This window comes from Pseudomonas sp. OF001 (assembly GCF_904426495.1).
GTDB lineage: Bacteria > Pseudomonadota > Gammaproteobacteria > Pseudomonadales > Pseudomonadaceae > Geopseudomonas.
The window spans coordinates 243114-266601 of record NZ_CAJGBM010000012.1; the positions used below are offsets into that span (position 1 = coordinate 243114).

Consider the following 23488-nt stretch of genomic DNA (forward strand, 5'->3'; position numbering starts at 1 on the left):
ATGGAAAACTTCCCAGACATCGGAGCCCCTGACTGGGGCCTCGACGAGAACCCCACCGCCGACGTGCACGAAGTCACCTTCGGAGACGGTTACGTGCTCCGCAAGCCAAAGGGGATCAACCACCTTCGGGATGAGTGGAGCCCTGTATGGTCAGGGCTCGAAGCCGCTGCAGCCAGGAGCACCTACTCCTGGCTACGCAGCAGGCTGAAGATCACACCCTTCCTGTGGGAGCACCCCGTAACCGGAGACACGGTCCAGGTCGTCTGCACGGGGGTTCGGCTGTCCTACGATGGCTTCAACAACGAAGTCTTGAGCGCCACGTTCCGACAAGATTTCAACCCGGCCTGAGCCCACATTTCTTTATTTGTGGGCGGCTTGTCCGGTTGGTAATATCTCGGGATGAACAACGTAATCGCTTCAGATATTCAGCGCCTGAGCCAGGACGCCATCGTGACCATGTTCGAGCTGGATGCGAGCAAGTTCGGCGAGGGCATCCTCCGGTTCTCCCCTACATCGGTTGACGGGAACCCGGTGATTTTCAACGGGTTCGAGTACCAGCCCTTCCCGATCCAGGCCGAGGGGTTCGAGTGGAGCGGGTCCGGCACACTGCCCAGGCCTACCCTGACCATGGCAGCGAAGGATCTGTTCTTCCTCGCCCTCGTCATCAACTCTGACGACCTGGTCGGGTGCCCGATCACGAGAATCCGAACCTACAGGAGGTACCTCGACGACGGGTCAACCCCTAACCCGCAGGCTACGTTTCCGCCCGATCACTATGTCATCGAGCGCAAGGCGTCACAGTCCAGGACCACTCTGCAGTTTGAGTTGTCGGCCAAGATGGACCAACAAGGTCGGATGATCCCGGCCCGGCAGGTCCTGCGCGACACCTGCACCCACCGGTTCCGGTTCTGGGCCAGCAACCAGTGGAACTACACCGGCGTCACCTGCCCCTACACGGGGCCGGCAATGTACGAGCCCAGCGGTGCCCCTACTAACGACCCGGCAAAGGCCAAGTGCGGGAAACGCCTGAGCGACTGCAAGGCCCACTTCGGAGCATCCGCAACACTGCCCTTCTATGGGTTCCCCGGCGTAGGGAGAGTTTGACGTGTTCGAGCAGCACCTGAAGCAGATCCAGAGTGAGGCGATCGCCGCCTTCCCTAACGAGGCCGTGTGGCTGATCACCGTCGCCGGCTGTAGGCGAGTAGAGAACGTCCACGAGAAACCTGAAGAAGCGTTCGCGGTTCGTGAATCAGACAGTCGGCGGGCACAGGCTGAAGGCCTGCTCGCAGTAGTCCACAGCCACCCGAAGACGGCTCCAGTTCCCTCGGCCCTCGACATGCAGGGGCAGGTGAACACCGGGGTCCCCTGGGGTGTCCTGTCTGCCGACAGCACCAGTGCGACAGGGATCACTTGGTGGGGCCACTCCGACGTCCCCCCGCTCATTGGCAGGCCCTTCTGCCATGGGGTCACCGACTGCTACGCCCTGGTCAAGGACTACTACCAGGTTGAGCTGGGAATCGCCCTGCCGGAGTACCCGAGGGACTGGAGGTGGTGGGAGCAGGGAGGAAACCTGCTTGACGAGGGGTTCTCTGCGGCAGGGTTCCGGGTCATCGACGTTTCAGAGGCCAGGCCCGGGGACGTGTGGATCGCCCAGATCGGAGGCCGGGTCCCGAACCATGTGGGAATCCTGCTCGACAACGACCTTGCCCTGCACCAGATCGGGTCCGGGGACCCTATCGACAGCAGTCGCCCGTCGGCGCGGGAGCCGATCTACAGGTACCTCCGCTTTGTTGTGAAATGGCTCAGGCACAAGGACCTAGACCAGTGAAAACCGTGAAGCTGTACGGCCGGCTTGGCCAGACTTTTGGCTTCGAGTACTCGCTCGATGTTGACACGCCTGCCGAGGCCGTCAGGGCTTTGTGCGTGCAACTACCGGGGTTCCAGGACGCCATCCGCAACGGGACCTGGCACGTCGTCCGCGGTTCCCTCGAGGAAAGTGACGAGGTCCGGGAACCGGACCTGACCGTGAGCCTCGGAACCCAGAACCAGGTCCACATCATCCCGGCGATCGAGGGGGCCGGTTCCAACGGCGGGCTTATCTCGACAATCGTCGGGGTGGTTCTGATCGCTGCGGCGTTCTTCACCGGAGGCGCCACCCTATCGGCATGGGGCGCCCTGCAGGTCGGTATGGCTGCCGCCGGCGTGGGCATGGCTGTCGGCGGGATCGTCCAGATGACCACTAAGCTGCCTGGTGTCTCCGACACCGGCCGGGACTCCCCCGATGAGCGAGCCTCGTTCCTGTTCGACGGGCCGACAAACCAGTCCAAGCAGGGTGTGCCAGTCCCCCGCGGCTACGGCCGGGTGAAGGTAGGGAGCATCGTGGTAAGCGCAGGCCTGTTCGCCGAGGAGATTCCGGTATGACGCACGACATTCGCGGCGCCGGCGGCGGCAAGAAGGCAAAGTCGTACACGCCCGTAATCGAGAAGAACAGCCTGCGGAGCAAGGCTCGCGGCAGAATCCTCGACCTGATTGCCCATGGTCCCATCGCCGGGCTGGCAAACGGCCTTCGGTCCATCTACCTCGACGACACTCCGCTGCAAAACGCGGATGGAAGCTACAACTTCGACGGGGTGGTCATCCACACTCGGGAGGGGTACCCGGACCAGGCGCACATCCCCGGGTTCCCGGCGGTGGAGAACGCCATCGAAGTCTCCACCGAGGTCAAGTTCGGAAACCCCGTCGTTCGCTCGGTCTCGAATAACGACGCAGACTCCGCACTTGTCACCGTCCAGGTGCAAGGGCTGTTCCAGCAGTTCGATAACGGTGACGTGAAAGGATACAAGGTTCCGTTCGTCATCGAGGTGCAGAACAACGGAGGAGGCTGGCAGGTTGTCGTTGCCGACACGATCTCCGGAAAAACCAGCTCCCCTTACCAGCGGTCCTATCGTGTCCCCTTGTCCGGCAGCGGTCCTTTCGATATCCGTGTGCAGCGGACCACCGAGGAGTCGAAGAACGACAAGATTCACGACAGCCTGTACTGGGCAATGCTCACCGAGGTAATCGACAACAAGCTGAGCTATCCGGACAGTGCGCTGGTCGGTATCGAGGTGGATGCGGAGCTGTTCGGCTCCTCAATGCCATCCCGCTCCTACGACATGAAGCTGAGCATCATCAGCGTCCCCAGCAACTACGACCCGGAGACCCGCACCTACACCGGGGTCTGGGACGGCACCTTCAAGCAGGCGTGGACCGACAACCCTGCCTGGGCCTACTACGACTTGGCTACCCATCCGGTGATCGGCGCCGGTAACGTCAACGTGGACAAGTGGTCCCTCTACCGAATCGCGCAGTACTGCGACGAGCTGGTCCCTGACGGGTATGGCGGGATGGAGCCGAGGTTCACCTGCAACACGATCTTCTCCAGCCAGGAGGAGGCGATCAACGCGCTTGACTCCCTGGCCAGCGTGTTCCGGGGGATGACCTATTGGGGCACTGATTCTGTGGTTCCTGTGGCCGACATGCCGGCGGACCCGGTGAAGCTGGTGACCCCGGCCAACATCACCTCTGACGGGTTCGAGTACTCCGGCACCTCACTGCGTGAGCGGCACTCCGCTGCCGTGGTGATGTGGAACGACCCCGAGGACGACTACCGTCAGAAGCCGGAGCTGGTAGAGGACCCTGACAGCGTGCAGATGTTCGGCTGGAGGGAGACGCAGATCACTGCAGTTGGGTGCACGTCCAGAGGCCAGGCGCGCAGGCTGGGGAGGTGGGTTCTCTACTCCGAACGGATGGAGACCCAGACGCTGAGCTACACCGCTTCCCTTGATCACGCCGACCTCCGCCCCGGCGACTTCATCCGCGTCTCCGACCCAGACAGGGCCGGAGCGCGGCTCGGCGGCAGGGTGAAAGCGTCAACCACTGTGGCAGTCACCCTGGACAAGAAACCCGACGAGGTCTCCGGCTCCTCCTGGTACCTGAGCGTGATCCTGCCCAACGGCAGCATCGAGCGGAAGCAGGTGGCGAACTTCGTAGGCGACACAGCCAACCTTGTCGAGCCGCTTTCTGTGGCGCCGATGACGGGCGCGGTATGGATTCTTTCAGGCGTGTCGGTGGAGGCCGCCATCTACCGCGTGACCTCCGTTGCTGAGGAGCAGGATGGAACCCTCTACCGGATCTCTGCCACTGAGCATGACCCCAACAAGTACGCTGTTGTCGAGCAGGGTCTCACCCTGCCGGAGACGCCGACGAGCCTGATCCCCAAGGGGCCAGTAGCGGCCCCACTTGGGCTCTCCACCCTTTCCCACAGGTACCTCGCAGGCGGCGTTGAGCACCAGGGGCTGATCGTAAGCTGGACGGCTAGCGACGACGCCAGGGTGGCTGGGTACGTGCTCGAGGTGAAGGACCCTGATGACCTGGTCTTCCGCACGGTGCACTCCGGCGCCGGCCTGACCGCCGACATCCGGGACGCCGCCCCTGGCGAGTGGCAACTGCGGCTGATGGCCTTTACCGCCTCCGGCAGCGCCTCCCAGTGGTCCACGTTGACCACTACGGTGGCAGCTCTGCTTCAGCCGGAGCCCCCGACTGGCGTCGACGTGACCACGGCTACGTTCAGCGTGTCGCTGATGCCGCGGAGCCGGTACATCGGCGCCTCCTACGAGTTCTGGCGTAGCGACACCGCCCTATCAAACGACCAGATCGAGTCGAACGCTGTGAAGCTGGGGACGGCCCCGAACCTTGTCGACTCCGGCTTGCGCGCTGCCAGGACCTACTTCTACTACCTCCGCGGCGTGAACATGTACGGAGTATCCGACTGGTACCCCGTACAGGCCACGACGAAGGAGGATTTTGACGACATCATCGCAGCGGTGGACGAGGACATCCGCCGTCCTGGCGGCCTGTTCGAGGCAATGCTCGAGCATACCGACGAGGCCATCGACTCCTTGTCAGGCACCTACGCCACCAAGGTCTATGCCGACAGCTCGGTGGCCAGGGCGGTAAGCAAGGCGACTGTGAACGGCAAGGAGGCCATTTTCGGTATCTCCGTCGACGGCACTGTGGCAGAGATCGGCGCTGTTGCCGATCGCTTCTACGTGTACAACCCGGAGGGCGGGGACTACGCGCCTGCGTTTGTCGTAGAAAACGGCAAGACCACGATTCCAGAGGCGTTCATCAACCGCCTCACCTTCACCAAGCTGAGATCGGAAGACGGCTCGCTGCTGGTCGAACACGGCAAGCTGAAGGCTGAGTTCATCCAGGCCGACAGGCTGGTGATCGGCTACGACAACGTCGACGGGCTCGGCGACCTAGCCGGGCTCGACAACCTGCGCTTCACTGACCTCGTCGGTGAAAAGCCACCGGTAGACGCCACCCGCAATATCTCCCGGGGGGTGTGGACCGCCGGCATTCCCTACGTCATCGGAGACACTGTACTGCATGACGGCCGCGGCTGGGCGTGCGTTGCAGCCAACACCGCCGCCGAGGGGAACAAGCCGCCAATCTCCGGCACATCGAACACCTGGTGGTCGCTGTACGCTGACAAAGGCGCTGCCGGCCCCGGAGCCATCAGCATCCTGATTCCGAACAGCTCACACACCGTTCCGGCCTCCGCCGACGGCGTCGTCTCCGACTACTCGGGGTCAGGTACGACCCTCCAGGTCTACGAGGGAGTAGAACTGCTCCAGGCGGTTCCTGTCATCACGTCTGCGGGTCAGTTCACCATCGGCCAGCCGACGGTAAATCAACCTGCCGGCATTGAAGTAGGGAACGTCTTGTACTCCGTAAATACCGCAACTGTGGCTGAACACTCGGCGATGTCAGCGTCGGTGGACTCGCTCGTGATCACCTACCCGATCACTGTGCGGCGAACCGACGGAGAAACTGTGCAACTTTCTGCTGTGCAGACCATTACCAAATCGAAGGCTGGGCATGCTGCGGTAGTCTACTGGCTGAATAAAAGTGCAACTCTGGTCGCCAAGCGTGACAACGGTTCACTGTCTCCAGAGGCCATAGTTTTCGGAGCTATGTCAAAAATTGGCGAAGAAGCGCCTACTCAGTATTACGGCAGGTTTGAGCTTCAGATTACTCTGGACGACGAGAACTACGTGACCGTGTACACCTCGCCTGCCGACGAGATGAGCGCCACGTACACGCTGGATAACCCGCTTATCAAAGGGGTTCGGTGCATTCTGTATCAAGCCGGCGGGTCTGGAGACGTCCTCGATCAGGAGACTATCCCGGTTGTTGCAGATGCTGTTTCGTATGACGTGAAAATCGAGAGCACCCAGGGAGACCAGTTCAGAGTTGGGCAGTCAACATCTACGTTATTGATTGCTCGAGTATTCAGGAATGGGGTTGAAGTTACCGACCAGATCCACGAGTCAAAATTTAAGTGGATCAGGGTTTCGTACTTCCCGCAGCCGTACCCGAATGACGACGCAACTTGGAACGCTCTGTATCAGTCTGGCTACAAGCAGATTCAGGTTGACGTAGATTCTGTGTACGCTCGTGCTACTTTCCACTGCCATATTGTAGAATAGTGGCAATCAATTTCACCTAAGTAAGGCTGGAGCCTGAAACTATGGCAACTCTCGTTTCTACCGGTCAGATTACGATCGTCGACAACAACGACGCCAAGCCCATCACGGCGTTCGTCACCGCTTCCGGCGGTACCCAGCAGATCTATTCCAAGGACGAGAGTGCCGTTGCCTACGTCCCGGACTGGAGCAGTTCCGTCAACACCCTGACCGCCAAGGTCTACGTGGGTGGGGTGACTTCCGCCCAGGAAGTATCGGCCCAGCTGACCAACCGCAAGTGGTCGAACGACCTGAGCACCTCGCTGGGCTCCGGCACGACCCTGGCTGTCAACACCAACCTGAGCGAAGGTACCCCGTCGAAGATTTACTACTTCGAGGGCGACTACACCGATCCGGTGACTGGCCTCGTTTCGCATGTGATCGCCCAGATCACCCTGTCGATGGTCAAGACCGGCACCAACGCCGTCTACATCCAGGTCACAGGCCAGAACGTGATCGAGCAGGCCACCGGCTCGACCAAGAACACCGTGACCATGAAAGCCGACCTGATCCGTGCGGCTGGCATCGACAACACCGGGGTCACCTACCGCTGGTTCCAGAGCCCGCACAATGCGGCCAACCAGATCGACGGCAACCTGTCCGGTGTGACCACCAAGTACGGCTTCCAGGACACCGCTGCAGCCAATGCCGGCCGCTCCGGGGTGATCGGCCAGTTCCAGACTGGCTCGGGCTCGACCACCGCCGGCATCACCACCACCAACTCGCCGGACAACGGCTGGGCCGATGCCAAGGCGCTGGTGATCCACGAGTCCGCCGTGACCGACATCGCTGTGTTCAAGGTCGAGGCCAAGGACAGCGACGGTACCATCTACCAGCAGTTCTTCACCGTCTACGACGTGTCGGACCCCTACGACTGCCGCCTGATCTCCACCTCCGGCGACAAGCTGCAGAACGGCGTAGGCTCCACCGACATCTACCCGATCATCAGCTACGGCTCGTCCAAGGTCAGCCCGCTGACCGGCTGGACCTTCACCTGGTACTTCTACGACCGTGACGGCAAGCGTGGTGCGTTCGTTGATACCACCCGTACCGCTGTGGCCGGGGGTCGCAATGTCACGGCCAACACCGCGGGTGCGACCGGCACCATCACCTACGACGGTACCGCGATCACCTTCGCTGCCGGTGACATCATCAAGGTGGTGGCTCCGGCCGGCTATGCCGATTTCTACGAAGTCGCCTCGGCCACCGGCAACGTGATCACCCTGCGTACTCCGATCACCAACACCTGGCTCAGCTACCCGGCGATGGTGGCTGGCGAGTTCGTCGGCGGCAAGGTGTTCGTCTGCAAGGCCACCCAGACCACCAACGGCGGCGCGACCGACGTGGCGGCCAAGATCACCGTCACCGGCGACGAGATCGACGCCAAGGGCGTGATCACCTGCGAAGCCAACCGTCCGTGACCAGGAGCGCCCGGGGCTAATAACTCCGGGCAAAGCCCACAAATATGGCAAATAACATTTCCGTAAGGGACTCCACCGGTGCCACGCTCGCCATGCGCACTGTGGACCAGGGCGGAGTGCATACCCCGGTTCACCGTGTCGAGGGCTACGACAGTCAGGACGACATGCTCAAGGTCAAGTCGGTCCAGAAGAAGTTCCGTGACAGCTTCGGCGGTTCGGCACTCGATGCGGCCAAGTGGGACAGCGCGGTAGGTGCCGGAGGCACGCTGGCTGTGTCCGGTGGGGTACTGACCCTGGGTTCGGGTACCACGGCCAATGCCGAAGTCTCGGTGACCACCAAGGAAGTTTTCAGCGTGCCATTCCGGGTGAGCGTGGGCTTCACCTTGAGCCAGCGGATCGCCAACCAGTCCTTCCTGGTCGAAGCCATCTCGGTCGATCCGGTCACGGGTATCCCGGACGGCCTGCACACGGCCGCCATGCTGTTCGACGGTACCTCGGCTACCAGCGGCAAGTACCGGGTGCAGAACAGCGGTCTGACGCCCCTGGACAGTGCTGCTTCGACCCTGCCGACCACGACCAGCGCCGGCCTCTATGAGATCGAGCCGTTTGCCGACGAGTGCTGGTTCCACGGGGGTACCCTGGACTCCACCAACGGCCGGGCCAACTCCTACCGTCGTCACCAGCAGATTCCCGACCCGAACGCCTTCTACAAGATCCGCCTGCGCTGGCTCAACGGCGGCACGGCACCGGCCTCCAACACCAACGCGGTGGTGCAGTTCGTGGCCTGCCAGGACTACGCCGAGCTGACGGCCGAGATCACTGCCGGCCGTGGCCAGTCGGTAGCCGGCCAAGGCGTCGGGGTCAACGTGATCACCCTGCCGACGGTCACTGCCACCATATCTCCGGTGACCACCCTCGGCTACAACATCGTGAACAAGCTGATTGCCGCGGCAACCACCAACGCTACCTCGGTAAAGGCCGGTGCAACCAACATCGGCTGGATCAGCGCACACAACCTGTCGGCCTCGGTGCGCTACCTGAAGATTTACAACAAGGCATCCGCACCTACCGTGGGTACCGACGTGCCGGTGCAGGTGATCCCCCTGCGACCGAACAGTGAGGTCGTGTTCGCCCCGTTCGCCGGCCTGCGTCTGGCCACTGGCTTTGCCCTGGCCATCACCGGGGGGCTGGCCGACAACGACACCACGGCCATCGGAGCCAACGAAGTGGTCGTCAACTGGGGTTACGCCTAATGCCTACGCTCGTCAGCACTGGCCAGATCACCCTCACTGACGTGACCGACGGGCTCAACGCCCGTCTGTCCAGTGAGTCTCACCTGATTCCCACCGACAGCAACGGGGAGAATGGCGACTACAGTGGTTGCTCGACCACGCTGAGCGTGTTCCTCGGCAAGACCGACGACACGGCCAACTGGTCGTTCTCGGCCAGTCCGACAGCCGGTATCACCGGCAGCCTGGTCGGCAGCACCTATACCGTCACGGGCATGACCACCGATGCCGGCTACGTCGACCTGACGGCTTCGCGTCAGGGCTACGCCAGCCTGACCTCGCGCTTCTCGATCACCAAGGCCAAGCGTGGTCATGCCGGCCCGGCCATCACCCTGGTTTCCAGTGCCCAGGGCTTCGTGTTCCGCGACAACCTGCCGTTCCCGGCGAACCAGAGCATCGCGTTCACCGTGATTCGGCAGAACGCCTACGGCCCGGTGCAGTTCTACGCCAGCAATGGGGTCAGCCTGACCACCGATGCCGGCCAACTACTGCTGTCCAACTACACCCTCGGTGTGCATGGTGTGGGCGAGGGGGAAACCTGCTACCTGGACCTGGCCCAGTTCGGTGACAACCAGCAGGTGACCATCACGGCTGTGGTGGGCGAGCAGACGGCTACCCAGACCATTGTTCGTCTGAATTCCAGCACGGCGGAAGCCGGGGCCACCGTCGGCGCGATCTGGGGCGAGAACGTCGTCAACCAGCCGAGCTTCACCGACTTCCTCGACACGTTCGAGAGCGGGGATGCCAGCCAGTGGCAGAACTACGCCGGCCTGGGCGATCTTTCCGTGGTCGACATCGCTGATGCCCAGACCGGTGGCAAGGCCCTGCGCATCGGCGACAACGTCGGCAACGACTCGGCATGGCTGATCCATAAGCAGAACATCCCGTTCGATCCCAATGCGACCTATCGCATCAAGTTCCGTGCGCGTCAGGTAGCGGGGAACGGTGTGGCCTATCTGGGGCTTGCCGGGGTTGCCGCTGATGGGGTGACTCTGGTCAACATCTACGGAGTAGACCAGCACGGCAGTCAGCACTACATTGCTTCATCGGGAAATGCCCTCCCTTCCGCGTGGACTGAATACACCGGCTTCGTGAAAGGGACTGCGGCTCTTGGCACCTACGCCACGTCGAATATCGCCTCGCCGGGCAAGATGCACCAGGACGTTCGGTACATTCGCCCGCTGATCCTGGTCAACTACAACAGTGTCCCCGGCATTGCCGAAGTGGACTACTGCCGTGTCGAACTGTTGACCGATGCCCTGGTCTGGGATGCGGTGATGGGCAGCAACAAGCCTGCCGACAACGCCAACAACACCTACGTCGACAGCGGCGGCAACATCCAGGGCGTGTCGTCCGGCAGCGGCCAGTCGGTCGCCAACAACATGAACTCGGTGATTCGCGCACCGGGTGGTGGTGTGTTCACGTCGTCTGCCCCCACCCAGACGGGACGGTTGAAGATCACCCTGCCGCAGTCGTGGACCAGCACCATGATGCGGTTCACCGTGGAAATCTACGAGTACGTCACCGGCTACTCCTGCACCCTGGAAATCTCTGGCTACAACTATTCCAGCGGATCGGGTTGGTGTCAGGTATCTGCTGCCGTTCTTGGGGGCAGCAATGTCGAGTACCCGGTCTACTTCGGCCACGATGGGTCGAAGTGCTGCGTGTGGATCGGAGCCGCTGATGGAGAAACCTGGTCCTACCCGCAAGTCAGGGTACGCGACTGGTTCGGTGGCTTCTCCAACTTCTCCCGTGCCCAGTGGGAAAGTGGCTGGGTCATCGGCTTCGACACGACAACCATCACTGCCGGTACAGGGGCCAACCAGTACTCCGCTTCGGTGCTAGACACTCTGCCGGGTGCCAACTGGTCGAAGATCAGCGGGTCGAACAAGCCGGCCGACAATGCCAGTGTCGCTGCACCGAACCTGGGCATCAAGATCAACTACATCGACTGGGCAACGGCCAATAACGGCGAGTGCTGGCTGCACGGCTACGACAAGGACGGCAGTGCCGTCCCGGCAGCCGGCTGGGTCAGCGTTAACGGGGTCAAGCACACGGTTCCCTATGGCAAACCGCTGTACACCCAGCAACCGTCCACCGCTGGCTTCATCATGCTGGATACGGCAGGCGAGACGTTCGCCATGAACGGGCTGGGTTCCACGGCGTTCGCTTTCGTCCGCTGCATCAACGGTCAGTGGGCCTACGACAACAACACCGGCTGGGTGAATTTCACCCCGTCGAGTACGCACTTCGTGATCGGCAACCTGGAGACGGGAGTGACCCCGGACAGCGTGCTGTCCGCCTCAGTATGGAGTCACGGTGTCGTGCCCTCGACCCTGGCCGAATCCGGGGCTACCCGCAACATCCACCGGGGCAACTGGGCGACCGCCACGGCCTATGGCGTAGGCGACACGGTGCTGCACGGTGGCTACGGCTGGTCGTGCGTCCTGACCCACACCTCCAGCGGATCGAACAACCCGCCGACCTACCCGACCACCGCCAACACCTGGTGGACCTTGGCTGCCGTGAAGGGCGAGGACGCCAAGACGGCCATGCTCACGGCCAGCTCGTTCGTGTTCAAGGTGGCCCAGGACGGTACGATCAACCCGGCTTCGATTGCCCTGACCGCTGTGGGCCAGAACCTGGCCGGCGATCCGACCTTCACCGTGACCAGTGGCACGGCCGCGCTGACCGGCACCGGCCAGGCACGGGTGCTCAACGCGGCCAGCCTCTCCACCGACCAGGCCACCGTCAAGATCACCTGGGACGGCAAGGAGGACTACGTCACCATCACCAAGGTCCGCGAAGGGGCCAGCGCCCTGTCTGTGGTGATGAGTAACGAGGCCCATGCCCTGCCGGCCAGCAACACCGGGGCCGTGTCCAGCTACACCGGCTCGGGCACCACCATCGAAGTCTTCGAGGGCGGTACTTCCCTGACGGCCAGCGCCTCGGCCACCGTCAGTGCCTTCCGCGTCGGTACGGTCACGGTCAGTCCGGTCGGCAAGCTGACGCCGGGTGCGGTGTCCTACGCCGGGACCAAGACTACCCTGGCGGACCACTCGGCCATGGATGCGGCGACCGATGCAGTGGTCCTGACCATCCCGCTGACCATCTACCGGGCTGACGGCAGCAGCGTATCGCTCACCAAGGTGCAGACCCTGACCAAGGCCAAGGCGGGCGCTGCTGGAGCCACCGGGGCTACGGGTGCAGCGGGCTTGAACTTCAGCGAGGCCAAGCTGCTGCATAGCGACCCGACCTTTCAGTCGGGGCTGAACGGCATCGGGGTCTACAACAACCTGGGCAACGGCAATGTAACGATCACCCGTGAAGCCAGGCAGTCTGATTCCCCGTTCATTGACTCGGGGTTCAACCTCAAGATCAGCAACACCGGTTCGGCCAGTCCGAACCTGGGGGGCTTCTACCAGCCCATCACCAGCCGGGCCAGTGCGGTGTTCGTGCAGCGGATCGTAGCCAAGATCCCGGTCGGCTACAGCATCGAGCAGGCGTCCAATGCCATCGGCGACGGGGCGACCCATACCTGGATCACCTCCAAGGCCGGTACCGGCAAGTTCGAGGAATACCTGCTGGTACGGCGCTGCGGGGCCACAGGTACTTTCAGCATGTCCGGGCATGCCTACATCACTGGGGGGCCTACAGGAACTCCGGAAACTCCGGTGAACTGGTACCTGGCATATGCAGCGGCCTACGACTTCACCTCGCTGGGCTTCAGCAACATCACGGCGATCCTGAGCAACGAGACGCACACGATCACCACCGACTCGGCGGGCAACAACGGCAACTACAGCGGGGCTTCCACCACCCTGACGGTGTTCAACGGCACCACCGACGATTCGGCCAACTGGATCGTGGCTGCCACGCCGTCGGGTGTGACCGGATCGCTGGCCGGCAAGACCTACACCGTGACCGCGATGAGCGGGGACACCGGCTACGTGGACCTGGTGGCCAGCCGTGCCGGCTATGCCAACGTGACCAAGCGGTTCACCCTGTCCAAGAGCCGGGCCGGGGTAGCGGGTGCAGCCGGGGTACAGGGGCCTTCGGTGTCGGTGGTATCCGACCGGGTGCTGGCATTCACGGCGACCGATGGCACGCTGGACCCTGCCCAGGCGAACATCGTGTTCACCGCCAACCTGAGCGGGATCGCCAGCCCGACCTACGTGTGGACCTTCTCAGGATTCCAGACGGCCCCGACCAATTCGGGAGCAGCCACCCAGACGATCACCGCCGCCCAGTTCGGTACGGCCAAGGCCGCGACCGTGACCTGCACGGTCAATGGCACCTTTGTCGATCGGCTGACCATCGTGCGGCTGGAAAAGAGCACGGCAGCGGCAGGGGCCACAGTCGGAGGTACGCTGGGCGAGAACATTGCCGGGCAGATCACGCCGGAGAACGCCAGTGCCCTGATCGCCACGGCGGCCATCGGTGCGGCCCACATCGGTGATGCGCAGATCAATACGCTGAAGATCGCCAACAACTCCGTCACTGTTCCGCTGTTCTCCCAGTCGTTCCAGCAGGTGACCTTGACGGCCAACTACCAGGACGTGCTGACCTCCGCCCCGGTGACTTACCCACACCCGATCAACGCTGCGGTGACCATGACCACCGCCGGCTACGGAGTGGCGGGCAACTTCACTTGGACCAGTTACGCCGAGGTCTACTACAAGGAGGCCAACGACCAGAACTGGACCCTGCTGATGACCCGGGCAAACATGCAGCTCTACTCGAACTACGAGGGGTCTGGCTCGATCACCCAGGCCGTCGCACTACCGGCAGGCACCTACCAGTTCAAAGTGGCCCTGAAGCGGCACACCTACTCGGCAGACATCTACAACACCTACGCCAGCATCCAGGTCACAGGAGCCATGCGATGAGCTGTCTGGTAATTCACGACGCCAGTGGGCGGATCATCGAACTGCATGAAGGTGGGTTCACTCCAGAGGACGGCGTGCTTTCGGCGACACGTTGCCACCCGAGCACCCACTATGTGGCAGACGGCGAAGTAGTTCTCCGCCCGCCGATGCTGGTGCAGCTGGACGGCACAGCGCTGTCCGGCGTGCCGGAAGGCGCCTCGGTACTGATCGAGGGTGAAACCTACCTCGCCGACGGTTCCGACATCGAACTCGAGTTCGACCTGCCGGGGATATACACGATTCGGGTCAGGCACTGGCCCTGCATGGACTGGGAGGCCACCATTGAAAATCTCGCATAAAGGCAACTACCAGGAGCGCCGGCAGGTCGAGTACCCGCCGGTCACCGAGCAGCTCGACGCACTGTGGCATGCAATGGACGCCGGCAACCTGCCTCGGGTCGAGCCGTTCTACTCGGACTTACTGGCGGTGAAGCGCAAGTACCCGGACCTGAGCGGCGATGCGCAGCAGCGTCTGGAAGACGGCAAGGCCCGCCTGAAACTGGCCGTTGAGCAGCAGCTGCAGGAGCACCTCCAGGCCCCTATCCAGGTTGGCGAGATCCTCCTCGACGGCGACGCCACGGCCCAGAGCAACCTGCAGGCCAAGCTGACCGAGATGAAGGCCCGCCTCGACCTGGGCCTGGCCACGCCGGTGGAGATGCTGGTGTGGCGGGACTACGACAACACCATGCACACCTGGGACACCCTGGCCGAGTACTACGCCTGGCTGGCCGGCTATGCCGTGCAGCTGTCGACCCGGGGTACCCTGCTGTACCGGCAGAGCTGGTGGCACAAGGACGCCATCGTCGCCCTGGGCAGCCTGGAGGCCGTGCAGGCCTACGACGTGGGGCAGGGGTGGATGCCATGAAGCAGTCGCTGATCGCCGTCGACCAGTTCGTCAACACTCTGGTCTGGGCAGCAGGAGAAGGCTTCGGCCTTGCCGACGAAACCCTCTCAGCCCGCGCCTGGAGGCTGCGGGAGCGAAAGTCATGGGGATTGGCTCGCCGCCTGATCGACCTCGTGTTCTTCTGGGAGGTGGACCACTGTGAGGACTCCTTCCGGGTCGAGCAAGCTCGCAGGCACCTGCCGCCGACCTATAGAGCAAAAACCGCTGACTAGACCCACACTTAGGGTTATCCTTACTTCCACATTTCGTGGTGACCCATGACCAAAAGCCTAGTCCTTCTAGTGGCAATCGCCCTTTCTTCCGCCTGCAACGGCCCTACCAAGTTCGTCACCGGCGCGGAAGTACTGCCTCCGTCCGGTTGCATAGACCTCCGCGCTAGGGGTGGAAAGTGCTGATCAAGGACACCCTCCAAGAGGTTCTTGATCGGGCTCACGCCGGCCATCGGTATGTCACCGACACCATGCAGTACAGGCGTCCTGAGCACTGGCAGCTCGGACTTGTCGGAGACTGCGAAGACTTCGCCCTGTGGTGCCGGCAGGAACTCGCCGCTCTCGGCATCGAGTCCGACCTGGTGTTCTGCATCACCGAAACCGGCGGAGGACATCTTGTCTGCTCTGTCGACGGCTGGGTGCTGGATAACCGGCACCGCTGGCTTCAGAGTCGGAACGACTTGCCGTACCGCTGGATCAGCCTTGGCAAGCCGGACGGGACTTGGCTCAAGGTCATTTTGTAGTCGCACCCTTAACTACAGGAATACTTAAATAATGCCTTTCAGCCTTGGAAGTCGAAGCCTTCAAAACCTCGATGGTGTACACCCCGACCTTCAGCGGGTGGTGAAGCTGGCCATCACCATGACCGACACCGACTTCACGGTCCTCGAGGGGCTCCGCTCCAAGGAGCGTCAGCGGCAGCTGGTTGCCAACGGGGCGAGCAAGACCATGGATGGACGCCACCTCACCGGCCACGCTGTGGATCTCGGCGCCTGGGTCGACGGCAAGGTCTCTTGGGACTGGGAGCACTACTACCGACTGGCCGAGGCAATGAAGCGAGCTGCGAAGCTGCTCAACGTGCCGATCGTGTGGGGTGGAGTGTGGGACAAGTCCTTGAACTCGTTGGGCGACACCAAAGCAGCTGTTGATGCCTACGTGGCCAGTCGGCGCCGGCTCGGCCGCCAGGCATTCATCGACGGCCCGCACTTCGAGCTGCGCCGAGAGGACTACCCGGCATGATCAACGAGCACACCTTCGACGTGATCATCACGGCCGTCCCGTTCCTCCTGTACAGCGTGCTGCTGGGGAAGTTGGCCTGGTCCTGGAGCAAGGTCAGGCGCATCCCTGACAAGCGCAAGGAGGGTCGCCTGGCAGCCATTCTGATGATCCTCACCCTCTGCACGCTGACCTTCATGGGCAGCAACGCCTACGCCATCCACCTCTGGGGCAAGACCTTCCTGTCGCTCAAGGTGTTCCAGATGTTCGTGATCGGCAACTGCCTGGCCTACTGGCTGGTTCTCGACCTGGTGGCTGGGGAAGCGGAAAGTGAATCTCGATGAGTTCCTGCTGAAGCTCTACGACTACGCCTACTACGGTACGCTGGGGATGTTTGCCGCCATGGTTGGCTATCTGTACCAGGTGGCGAAGAAAGGCAGTAGCGGGGTCTCGTTCCTGGCGATGTTCGCCACGGCCGTGTCCGGGTTCTACCTGGGGATGCTCTTTGCCACCCTGCTGCCGGCGGGGTGGGAGAACAGGGATGCGCTCGTGCTCCTTGCCGGAGCCGGCGGGATGAAGGGGTTCGAGATTGCCATGCGCGCCGGCAAGGCAATCATCGCAGAGGCCGTTGGCCGGGGCCGAAGCCCCGACCAAGACCCGGATCAGGGGTAGGTCCAGCGCAGCCGACCGTAGATCATCTTGCCGGTCGGCTGCCTGTCCTTGTTGTTGTCGAGCAGCTCGTACTCCATGGCGTTGTTCCGGTTCTCGATGATCCCGGTACGCTGCACCAGGACCAGGCTGCCACCGAACTCGACCAGCAGGGGGCAGGCCACCGGCGGCAGGTGGGACTCGCCGCGGAGGTACAGGTCATCGCTGCAGTGTTGACAGGCGTCCATCACGCGCTGACTCCGGTGCTACCGAACCCGCCTTCGCCACGAGCCGTCTCGCCCAACTCCTCGACTTCTACGAAGTGCACCAACGGAGCCGGTACCAGCTTGGCCTGGGCGATGCGGTCACCGTGCAGGATGTCCAGCGGGGCCTTGCCTTCGTTGACCAGCTTGACCATGACCTCGCCGCGGTAGTCGGCGTCGATGATGCCAACACAGTTGGCCAGGCGAACTCCGTTCTTGAACCCGTGACCACTGCGGGAGAACACGTCCATCGACCAGCTGGCAGGGATCTCAAATGCCAGGCCGGTGCGGACCACCAGCGAGTCACCCGGGAGAAGCCGTGCGCCGCCGGTCTCAGGCAGGAGGGCGTGGAGATCGAAGCAACCCGCGTACTCGCTGCCGTAGCGCGGCAGCAGAGCTTCTGGGTGCAGTTTCTTGACTTTCAGTTCCATTTCATGCTCCTACGGTGATGATGTTGGCGGCCAGGCTCTGGTCCTGCTCGCGGTGGGTGATGAGGATGGTCTGGTGTGCGGCGCCGACCAGGGAGGCCGAGAGGCCGGCGGCGCGGCTCTCGCTCATGGACTCGGTCGGCTCGTCGAAGATCAGCAGGCTGTCGCTGCCGTAGAGGACCCGGGCCAGCCCGATGCGGACGGCGGTGCCGATGAAGGCCTTCTGGGCGCCGGAAGCGCTGGTGACGGGCGCGAAGATCCCAGCTTCCTCGAAGCTGAACTCTCCATCGGTGTAGGCGATGCCGGTGATCATTCCCTTGGTGGCCATGTTGACGTGCTTGCTGGCCACCGCCAGGACGCTGTCCCACACCTCCTTGAGGTAGGACTGCCGGCGATCACGCAGGAAGCGGGCCAGGCGGGAGGCACGGTCGGACTCAGTGGCGTGGTTCTGGGCCTCGCTGTGCATCCGCTGCAGGCTCGAGAGGTACTCCCCGGTGCGGATCACGTCTCCGTCGACCTGTTCGTGGTAAGCCTTGGCGAGCTTGAGGTCGGCTTCTGCCTTTTGCTTGCCGAGCATCCACGCGGTACGGTTTTCCCGGTACTCGGCCTCCGCCGCCACCGCCGAGTCGATCTCGGCGTCGGTAGGGGCGGCGATCAGACCGCTATGAGCCTCCTCCCATGCTCCTACCGCGGCCTCCACCTCACTGCGGGCTTTCATCTGCCTGCGGACGAGAGAGTTGTGGCGATCAGCGACCGCAGACGTGCGGTCCAACTGCGTCTGCAGGTTGGCCTGGTCGGCGATGAACAGGTTGAGCGAGTCTTGGAGGTCTTCAACGCTGTCAGCCAGCCGCTGGACTTCCGCATCGTCCGGGCGGAGCGCAGCGGCCTTCTCAGCCTCCTCGGACAGACGGTTGGAAGTGTCGCGGACCTTGGTCAGGGCGCTGATATGCGCTACCAGCCGCTTGACCTCGGAACGGGCGTGCTCCAACAGGGCGAGTACCTGATCCTCCTCGTGGGCAAGCCCTGTGACCTCCTCTGCGAGGCGCTCAGGGTCGTGCTCGCTGAGCTGGGTTCCGCAGGTCGGGCACTTGGCAGACTCGGAGAGGGACTCGAGGGTGCGACGCTGACTTGCAAGAACAGCGAGGCGATCCTTGGCTTTTTCCTCGTCGGCGCGTAGCTCCGCCAGATGGTTCTCGGCAAACTTGATCACCAAGTCAGAGGCCGGAACCTCTGCCTCGGCCAGCGCCTTGGCCGCTTGCTCCGCCTGGCGGATTAGGAGCTCATTGCGGTGCTTCTGCTCGATCAGCATGCCGAGGCGCTTGCGGATGTTGGCGATCTCGAGCTTGACCTGCTTCAGCTTCTCCTCGATGCCCGCGGCGCTATCCGGCACCTCCGCCGCTGCTAATGCTTCCTCCGCTGCCACCAACGCCGACCGCTTGGCTTCCAGGACGGCCTCAGCTTCGCGCAGGGCGGCAATACGCTTGTCTGCCTCACGACGGGTGCGGGTCAACGCCTCGCTGCTCACAGGGGGCTCTGCCGGCGGCTGAGGAAGGTTGTCTACCGCCTCCTTGAATGCGTCAAGTTCGGCGAGGGCTGTGTCGAGCCTGGACATCGCGTCGATGTGCTCGGCCTGAGCGTTGTTCATCTCCTCATCGGTGACAGCCAACTGCGTCGCCAGAGCCTTGCCGGTGGTTGCCCGTTCCTGCGCCTTCCGGGTCACCTCGTCGATCACGCTGATTCCGGCGAACTCCTCAACCTTCTGGCTGAGGGCCGTGGCGCCGAAGGTCAGCACGCCGGCGGTTTCACCCTGCTTCGACTGCACGAACAGGTTGAAGTCCTTGGCGGTCAGGCCGAGCAGCTCCTCGATGTACTTGGTGACCGGGGTGTTGCCGTTGGCGAGCAGCGAGGGCTCACCGTCGACGCCGGCTGCAACCAACTTGGCGGTTGACTTGGTACGGGTCAGGACGTAGGCGACGTTGTCCACCTCGAACACCAGCTCCAGGTTGAAGGTGCTCTGGCCCCAGGTCGGGATGTTCTCTTTCTTGCCGGGAACGACGGTGACGCCGAACAGGGCGGCTTCGATGGCCTGCAGGGTGGTGGACTTGCCTTGGGCGTTCTCGCCGACCAGCACGTTCAGGCCATCTGCGAAGTCAGCTGCGAAGTCCGAGAGTTTCTTGAAGTTCTTGGCTACGAGACGGATCAGTTTCATTTCAGCGGTACTCCCTGCAATGCGGCCTTGATCGACAGCTGGAGACGGAGTTTCTTGGGGCAGACTTTCGGCGCGGCGTCCGCCTCAATGCGAAGCAGCTCAGCCAGCGTTGCGAGGCCAGGCTGGCGGGATTTCATGATCACCATGTCGCGGTTCATGCCTCGACCTCCTGCAGCAGTTCCTTGTAGAGCGCCTGGAGGTCGCTGCCTTCCAGGTCGTCGACGATCTTGGTTTTCAGGTCGACCAGCTTCGGCGCCTCGTTGATCTCGACGTCACCGAGGGCATCGCCGATATGCACGCTGTTCCGGACGGCGAAGGCGTTCGGCGCGGAGGTCCACACCGCCTGGATGAACTCGGCCACCTCGACAGCCTGCTCGGCGCCGGCGGTGCCGATCACGTCGATGAACTCGGCGCTGAGGACGGTGTCCAGCGCAGCGAGGGCGTCGTAGTCGCCGAAGCGGACGGTGGTGTGCTGAACCGCGGCGCTCCAGATGCACTCCTTCTCCAGCGACACGGCGTCGTCGGTGATCTCCAGCGTGTACACGTACTTGTTGGAGATGTCGGCGAAGCTGGTCGGGTGGGTGTTGCCGAGGATCACCACACGGCCGTCGAAGTGACTGGCCGGCTTGTGCTCGTGGCCCAGCAGGATGAGGTCGAACTGCTCGAGTAGTGCCTGGGCCATGCCGGCGGACAGGTTGAGGGTGTCGTCTTCTTGGGCGAAGGCGCAGTCGTAGTTGCAGTGCAACATCAGCACGGTCGGCCTGCCGACGTGGTATTCGGAGGCGTGATCAGCCGCCCCCTGCAGAGCCCGCTCGAACAGCTCCTGCGAGGCGTGGTGCGGCACGACGTAGATGCCGTCAGCCCACTCTTGGAAGCAGGGGTCGCCCAGGCATTGGGCGGCGATCACCGGCACGCCCATCTGGCTCAAGGCGCGCAGGGAGGGGACGCTGCCTTCGCGGTTGGTCTCGTCGTGGTTGCCGGCGATGGTGAACTCGCACATGCCGGCGATGTTGTAGCCCTGCACCAGGGTGGCTTCGTCGTTGAACGCCCGGTCGAACAGGTCGCCCAGGCAGAGCGGGCTGGGGTGGTTGTCGACGATGGTCTTGGCCTGGCGGTACAGGGCTTCGGTCAGGCGCTTGGAGGAGTCACGGGTGGTGTGAGCTGCCCGGCGTGTGCCGAGGTGCGGGTCGGTGAACAAGGTGTAAGTGGTCACTTTTTGGCTCCTTTGCCGGCGGCGATGAGCAGGCATGCCTGGGTAAGGCTGTCACCTTCGAGGGCGCACTTCGCCTCGATCGGGTCAGCACCTGCCTCGATAGCCTTGGTGATCTGGGCGTGGCGGTGGATGGTGCAGCCGACTGGCGTTACCAAGACACAGGCGGCCAGTACCATGGCCAGCGCTCCGAGGAAGAAACTCTGGTGATCGGACATCACATAGCTCCTGCGACAGTTGCAGCGAGTAGAAAGAGGTTGCTGGCCGCGATCGCGGCCAGCAGGGTGATAGCGAAGTGCTTGAGGGCGCGCTTGGTCACCGGAGCATCCACCACGCTGAAGTGATCAGGCCGGCGCCCAGGCCGAACCCGACGATGGTGGACGCGATGAACAGGCTGGAGACCTCGGCCGTGGCGGAGACAAGGCCCTTCAGGAACGGATTCACACGTCCTCCCTCCAGCGCAGGGCCACCGGCAGCAGCGGCACGTTGTTCTTGCTGTAGCCGAAATGCTGGACGGTGAGCTGACGGCCGATGTGCTGGTGCTTCATCAGCCACTGCTCGTGCTTCTGCTGCATGGTGCCCTGGGCGGTGACCTTGAAGGTCTTGTCATCCTCGGTCAGGCCGCCAGGGTTGCTGCAGACCCACACCGGCACCTCGTAGGAGCCGTTCGGGGTGCCGCGCTCCACGCCGATCACCTCGAACTCGCTGTCGGTGAAGTCCTTGACCTTGAGCAGGCTGTTGGAGCGCTTGTCATCCTCGTAGTGGGCCAGGCCGTGGCGGAGGATCGAGCCCTCGTAGCCTTGGTCCAGGAACTGGCGGTGCATGAGGTCGAGCTCGGCGCGGTCAACGATCTTGTAGGTGTTCACCAGGCGGATAGGGGCGCCGCCGGCTTCAGCTTGGACAACCAGTGCGTGCAGCTCTGCCTTGCGCTCGCTGTACTGGGTGTCGCGCATCAGGTCGTAGACGTGGTACTGGAGCTGCTTCGACTCCTCCCGCGGCTTCTTCACCAGGCTGCCGATGTCCTGCAGCATCATGCCGTGGACGTAGAGCTCGCCGTCCAGGCCCTTGTCCAGCAGGCCGTAGTCGCCCAGGGCCTCGCGGATGTGAGGCAGGAGGATCTCCTTGCCTTGGCGGCTGTACATGATGCCTTTGACGAGGCAGCGGTGGCCGTCGAGCTTGGGCTGGGCGTAGGCGTTGTCCCAGTCGATCGACTCGGGCTTCACCTTGTCGATTGGGTGGGCCAGCATCGGCTTCTTCAGGCCGAGGCTGTTGGTGGCCGGGGCGCCGGCCTCCTCGAGGCTGCGGACGTAGCCCTTGTCGAGCTGCTTGTTGACGCGGCTGTCCAGCTCGAGGACTGCCTGCTGCCCTGGGGTAGTCTCGTTGGAGCGGCCGATGTTCTTGCCGACGACCGGGACGGTCTTGGCGACGTACTCTCCGCCGATCTTCTTGCTGTAGCGGATCAGCAGCTCAGCGGTGCCGGAGGGTTTCTCGAGGGCGGAGATGATCCAGTCACCCACGGTGCCGGAGTGGTTTTTGTAGAGGGTGACTTCCTTCAGTGTTCGCATGTTAGTTCCCATAAATGTGGGTTATAGGGCGGCGAGGATGCCAGATTTCTCCGGGAGTTGGAACCACTCCGAGAGGAACTCCGCCACCTTGGACCTGTTGAGGGTCTTGCCGTGTCCAGCGCCGTCCAGGGAGGTCAACAGGTGCAGCTTGTCCAGCTTGCCGGTGCCCGGGACCGCGGCGCCGTCCCAGACCTGGAGCTGGCCGAGGTGGGCGGCATAGAAGATGACCAGGTAGGGCAGCTTGAGCACCTGTCGGTAGTAGCAGATGGCGCCACGCTGCGACGGCTTCATGGCTTTTCGGGTGAGGAAGTCGTTCGCCTCGCTGGCCTTGACCTCAACGAACAGCAGCCGCTGTTCGTTGAGGGGCGAGCGGGAACCAGGCGGAAGGGCTAGCAGGTAGTCGCTAGGCTGCGCCTGGATGAACGATCCACCGGCAGAGCCTGTGTCGGCCAGGCGGTGCCAGCCGATCAGGTTGGAGTCCTTCAGGGCGTCGAAGACACCCTGCATTTCCTTCTCGAACAGCTTGCCGATGTCTACGGCCATGTCAGTCCCCGGACGAGCAGGAGCTGCTCGAGTCGGAGCTGGAACTGCTGGAGTAGCTGGAACCACTGCAGCTGTAGCTGCGGGACGGTTCCGAACTCGAGTAGAGCGACAGGTCAGGAGTCTGGTACTCCTGCTCGCTGCGGCTCGTGGACCTGGCCGGCGCGCTGCTACGGGAGGCGGCCTTGGCAGGTTGGACCGGAGTGTTCATCGCCGGAGGAACGCGCACCTTCACACTGGCAGGCTTACTCTGGGTCGGCCTGACGATGGCGGGTTCCGGAGCCGGTTTCTCGCGGCGGAACAGGTT

24 protein-coding genes are annotated in these 23488 nt (G+C 63.0%); 15 read left to right on the forward strand and 9 right to left on the reverse strand.

What is annotated here, in order from left to right; translation table 11 throughout:
• The 15 genes from RA210_RS09430 to RA210_RS09500 all read left to right on the forward strand — a co-directional run bounded on the left by RA210_RS09430 (position 1) and on the right by RA210_RS09500 (position 16990).
• Complete coding sequence (locus tag RA210_RS09430) at positions 1–348, forward strand: phage tail protein (protein WP_201486245.1); 348 nt, start codon at positions 1–3, stop codon at positions 346–348.
• Between the two features lie 51 nt (positions 349–399).
• Complete coding sequence (locus RA210_RS09435) at positions 400–1104, forward strand: phage minor tail protein L (protein ID WP_201486246.1); 705 nt, start codon at positions 400–402, stop codon at positions 1102–1104.
• 1 nt (position 1105) lies between these two features.
• On the forward strand, positions 1106–1828 hold the full coding sequence (locus RA210_RS09440) for an NlpC/P60 family protein (protein ID WP_201486247.1): 723 nt from the start codon (positions 1106–1108) through the stop codon (positions 1826–1828).
• On the forward strand, positions 1825–2421 hold the full coding sequence (locus RA210_RS09445) for a tail assembly protein (RefSeq protein ID WP_201486248.1): 597 nt from the start codon (positions 1825–1827) through the stop codon (positions 2419–2421). The genes RA210_RS09440 and RA210_RS09445 overlap by 4 nt, the downstream gene beginning before the upstream one ends.
• On the forward strand, positions 2418–6536 hold the full coding sequence (locus RA210_RS09450) for a host specificity protein J (protein ID WP_201486249.1): 4119 nt from the start codon (positions 2418–2420) through the stop codon (positions 6534–6536). Before RA210_RS09445 ends, RA210_RS09450 begins: the two co-directional genes overlap by 4 nt.
• A gap of 41 nt (positions 6537–6577) precedes the next feature.
• Positions 6578–7993, forward strand: a complete 1416-nt coding sequence (locus RA210_RS09455) for a hypothetical protein (protein WP_201486250.1) — start codon at positions 6578–6580, stop codon at positions 7991–7993.
• A gap of 92 nt (positions 7994–8085) precedes the next feature.
• Positions 8086–9246, forward strand: a complete 1161-nt coding sequence (locus RA210_RS09460; protein WP_201486251.1) for a hypothetical protein — start codon at positions 8086–8088, stop codon at positions 9244–9246.
• Positions 9246–14171 (forward strand): hypothetical protein, encoded by a 4926-nt coding sequence (locus RA210_RS09465; RefSeq protein ID WP_201486252.1) that lies wholly within the window; start codon positions 9246–9248, stop codon positions 14169–14171. The genes RA210_RS09460 and RA210_RS09465 overlap by 1 nt, the downstream gene beginning before the upstream one ends.
• Positions 14168–14509: a hypothetical protein gene (locus RA210_RS09470; RefSeq protein ID WP_201486253.1), complete on the forward strand. Its 342-nt coding sequence runs from the start codon at positions 14168–14170 to the stop codon at positions 14507–14509. The genes RA210_RS09465 and RA210_RS09470 overlap by 4 nt, the downstream gene beginning before the upstream one ends.
• Entirely contained in the window at positions 14493–15074 is a 582-nt protein-coding gene (locus tag RA210_RS09475) for a DUF4376 domain-containing protein (RefSeq protein WP_201486355.1), read from the forward strand. Before RA210_RS09470 ends, RA210_RS09475 begins: the two co-directional genes overlap by 17 nt.
• Positions 15071–15325, forward strand: coding sequence for a hypothetical protein (locus RA210_RS09480; RefSeq protein WP_201486254.1), 255 nt, complete (start codon positions 15071–15073; stop codon positions 15323–15325). The genes RA210_RS09475 and RA210_RS09480 overlap by 4 nt, the downstream gene beginning before the upstream one ends.
• Before the next feature lie 176 nt (positions 15326–15501).
• On the forward strand, positions 15502–15846 hold the full coding sequence (locus RA210_RS09485; protein ID WP_201486255.1) for a transglutaminase-like cysteine peptidase: 345 nt from the start codon (positions 15502–15504) through the stop codon (positions 15844–15846).
• 31 nt (positions 15847–15877) lie between these two features.
• Positions 15878–16342, forward strand: a complete 465-nt coding sequence (locus RA210_RS09490; protein WP_201486256.1) for a M15 family metallopeptidase — start codon at positions 15878–15880, stop codon at positions 16340–16342.
• Complete coding sequence (locus RA210_RS09495) at positions 16339–16662, forward strand: hypothetical protein (protein ID WP_201486257.1); 324 nt, start codon at positions 16339–16341, stop codon at positions 16660–16662. The genes RA210_RS09490 and RA210_RS09495 overlap by 4 nt, the downstream gene beginning before the upstream one ends.
• Positions 16649–16990: a hypothetical protein gene (locus RA210_RS09500; protein ID WP_201486258.1), complete on the forward strand. Its 342-nt coding sequence runs from the start codon at positions 16649–16651 to the stop codon at positions 16988–16990. The genes RA210_RS09495 and RA210_RS09500 overlap by 14 nt, the downstream gene beginning before the upstream one ends.
• Here the strand turns inward: RA210_RS09500 and RA210_RS09505 are convergent.
• The 9 genes from RA210_RS09505 to RA210_RS09540 all read right to left on the reverse strand — a co-directional run bounded on the left by RA210_RS09505 (position 16981) and on the right by RA210_RS09540 (position 23184).
• On the reverse strand, positions 16981–17214 hold the full coding sequence (locus tag RA210_RS09505) for a hypothetical protein (RefSeq protein WP_201486259.1): 234 nt from the start codon (positions 17212–17214) through the stop codon (positions 16981–16983). The genes RA210_RS09500 and RA210_RS09505 overlap by 10 nt on opposite strands.
• Positions 17214–17660 (reverse strand): dUTP diphosphatase, encoded by a 447-nt coding sequence (gene dut, locus RA210_RS09510; protein WP_201486260.1) that lies wholly within the window; start codon positions 17658–17660, stop codon positions 17214–17216. Before dut ends, RA210_RS09505 begins: the two co-directional genes overlap by 1 nt.
• A 1-nt stretch (position 17661) precedes the next feature.
• On the reverse strand, positions 17662–19866 hold the full coding sequence (locus RA210_RS09515) for an AAA family ATPase (RefSeq protein ID WP_201486261.1): 2205 nt from the start codon (positions 19864–19866) through the stop codon (positions 17662–17664).
• Complete coding sequence (locus RA210_RS09520) at positions 19863–20024, reverse strand: hypothetical protein (RefSeq protein ID WP_201486262.1); 162 nt, start codon at positions 20022–20024, stop codon at positions 19863–19865. The genes RA210_RS09515 and RA210_RS09520 overlap by 4 nt, the downstream gene beginning before the upstream one ends.
• Positions 20021–21079, reverse strand: a complete 1059-nt coding sequence (locus tag RA210_RS09525) for a metallophosphoesterase (RefSeq protein WP_201486263.1) — start codon at positions 21077–21079, stop codon at positions 20021–20023. The genes RA210_RS09520 and RA210_RS09525 overlap by 4 nt, the downstream gene beginning before the upstream one ends.
• A complete protein-coding gene (locus RA210_RS09530) occupies positions 21076–21294 on the reverse strand; it encodes a hypothetical protein (protein WP_201486264.1) in 219 nt (72 codons plus the stop codon). The genes RA210_RS09525 and RA210_RS09530 overlap by 4 nt, the downstream gene beginning before the upstream one ends.
• Before the next feature lie 97 nt (positions 21295–21391).
• Positions 21392–21520: a hypothetical protein gene (locus RA210_RS21990; RefSeq protein ID WP_268932780.1), complete on the reverse strand. Its 129-nt coding sequence runs from the start codon at positions 21518–21520 to the stop codon at positions 21392–21394.
• Positions 21517–22641, reverse strand: coding sequence for an ATP-dependent DNA ligase (locus tag RA210_RS09535; protein ID WP_201486265.1), 1125 nt, complete (start codon positions 22639–22641; stop codon positions 21517–21519). The genes RA210_RS21990 and RA210_RS09535 overlap by 4 nt, the downstream gene beginning before the upstream one ends.
• A 21-nt stretch (positions 22642–22662) precedes the next feature.
• On the reverse strand, positions 22663–23184 hold the full coding sequence (locus RA210_RS09540; protein ID WP_201486266.1) for a hypothetical protein: 522 nt from the start codon (positions 23182–23184) through the stop codon (positions 22663–22665).
• Positions 23185–23488 lie beyond the last annotated feature (304 nt).

Excerpts from the sequence above, each read along its gene's own strand:
- RA210_RS09505 (WP_201486259.1), bottom strand. The coding sequence starts at position 17,214 with ATGGACGCCTGTCAACACTGCAGCGATGACCTGTACCTCCGCGGCGAG.
- RA210_RS09540 (WP_201486266.1), bottom strand. The coding sequence starts at position 23,184 with ATGGCCGTAGACATCGGCAAGCTGTTCGAGAAGGAAATGCAGGGTGTC.
- RA210_RS09515 (WP_201486261.1), bottom strand. The coding sequence starts at position 19,866 with ATGAAACTGATCCGTCTCGTAGCCAAGAACTTCAAGAAACTCTCGGAC.
- dut (WP_201486260.1), bottom strand. The coding sequence starts at position 17,660 with ATGGAACTGAAAGTCAAGAAACTGCACCCAGAAGCTCTGCTGCCGCGC.
- RA210_RS09480 (WP_201486254.1), top strand. The coding sequence starts at position 15,071 with ATGAAGCAGTCGCTGATCGCCGTCGACCAGTTCGTCAACACTCTGGTC.
- RA210_RS09460 (WP_201486251.1), top strand. The coding sequence starts at position 8,086 with ATGCGCACTGTGGACCAGGGCGGAGTGCATACCCCGGTTCACCGTGTC.
- RA210_RS09450 (WP_201486249.1), top strand. The coding sequence starts at position 2,418 with ATGACGCACGACATTCGCGGCGCCGGCGGCGGCAAGAAGGCAAAGTCG.
- RA210_RS09430 (WP_201486245.1), top strand. The coding sequence starts at position 1 with ATGGAAAACTTCCCAGACATCGGAGCCCCTGACTGGGGCCTCGACGAG.
- RA210_RS09455 (WP_201486250.1), top strand. The coding sequence starts at position 6,578 with ATGGCAACTCTCGTTTCTACCGGTCAGATTACGATCGTCGACAACAAC.
- RA210_RS09530 (WP_201486264.1), bottom strand. The coding sequence starts at position 21,294 with ATGTCCGATCACCAGAGTTTCTTCCTCGGAGCGCTGGCCATGGTACTG.
- RA210_RS09520 (WP_201486262.1), bottom strand. The coding sequence starts at position 20,024 with ATGAACCGCGACATGGTGATCATGAAATCCCGCCAGCCTGGCCTCGCA.
- RA210_RS09435 (WP_201486246.1), top strand. The coding sequence starts at position 400 with ATGAACAACGTAATCGCTTCAGATATTCAGCGCCTGAGCCAGGACGCC.
- RA210_RS09495 (WP_201486257.1), top strand. The coding sequence starts at position 16,339 with ATGATCAACGAGCACACCTTCGACGTGATCATCACGGCCGTCCCGTTC.
- RA210_RS09465 (WP_201486252.1), top strand. The coding sequence starts at position 9,246 with ATGCCTACGCTCGTCAGCACTGGCCAGATCACCCTCACTGACGTGACC.
- RA210_RS09470 (WP_201486253.1), top strand. The coding sequence starts at position 14,168 with ATGAGCTGTCTGGTAATTCACGACGCCAGTGGGCGGATCATCGAACTG.
- RA210_RS09490 (WP_201486256.1), top strand. The coding sequence starts at position 15,878 with ATGCCTTTCAGCCTTGGAAGTCGAAGCCTTCAAAACCTCGATGGTGTA.
- RA210_RS09535 (WP_201486265.1), bottom strand. The coding sequence starts at position 22,641 with ATGCGAACACTGAAGGAAGTCACCCTCTACAAAAACCACTCCGGCACC.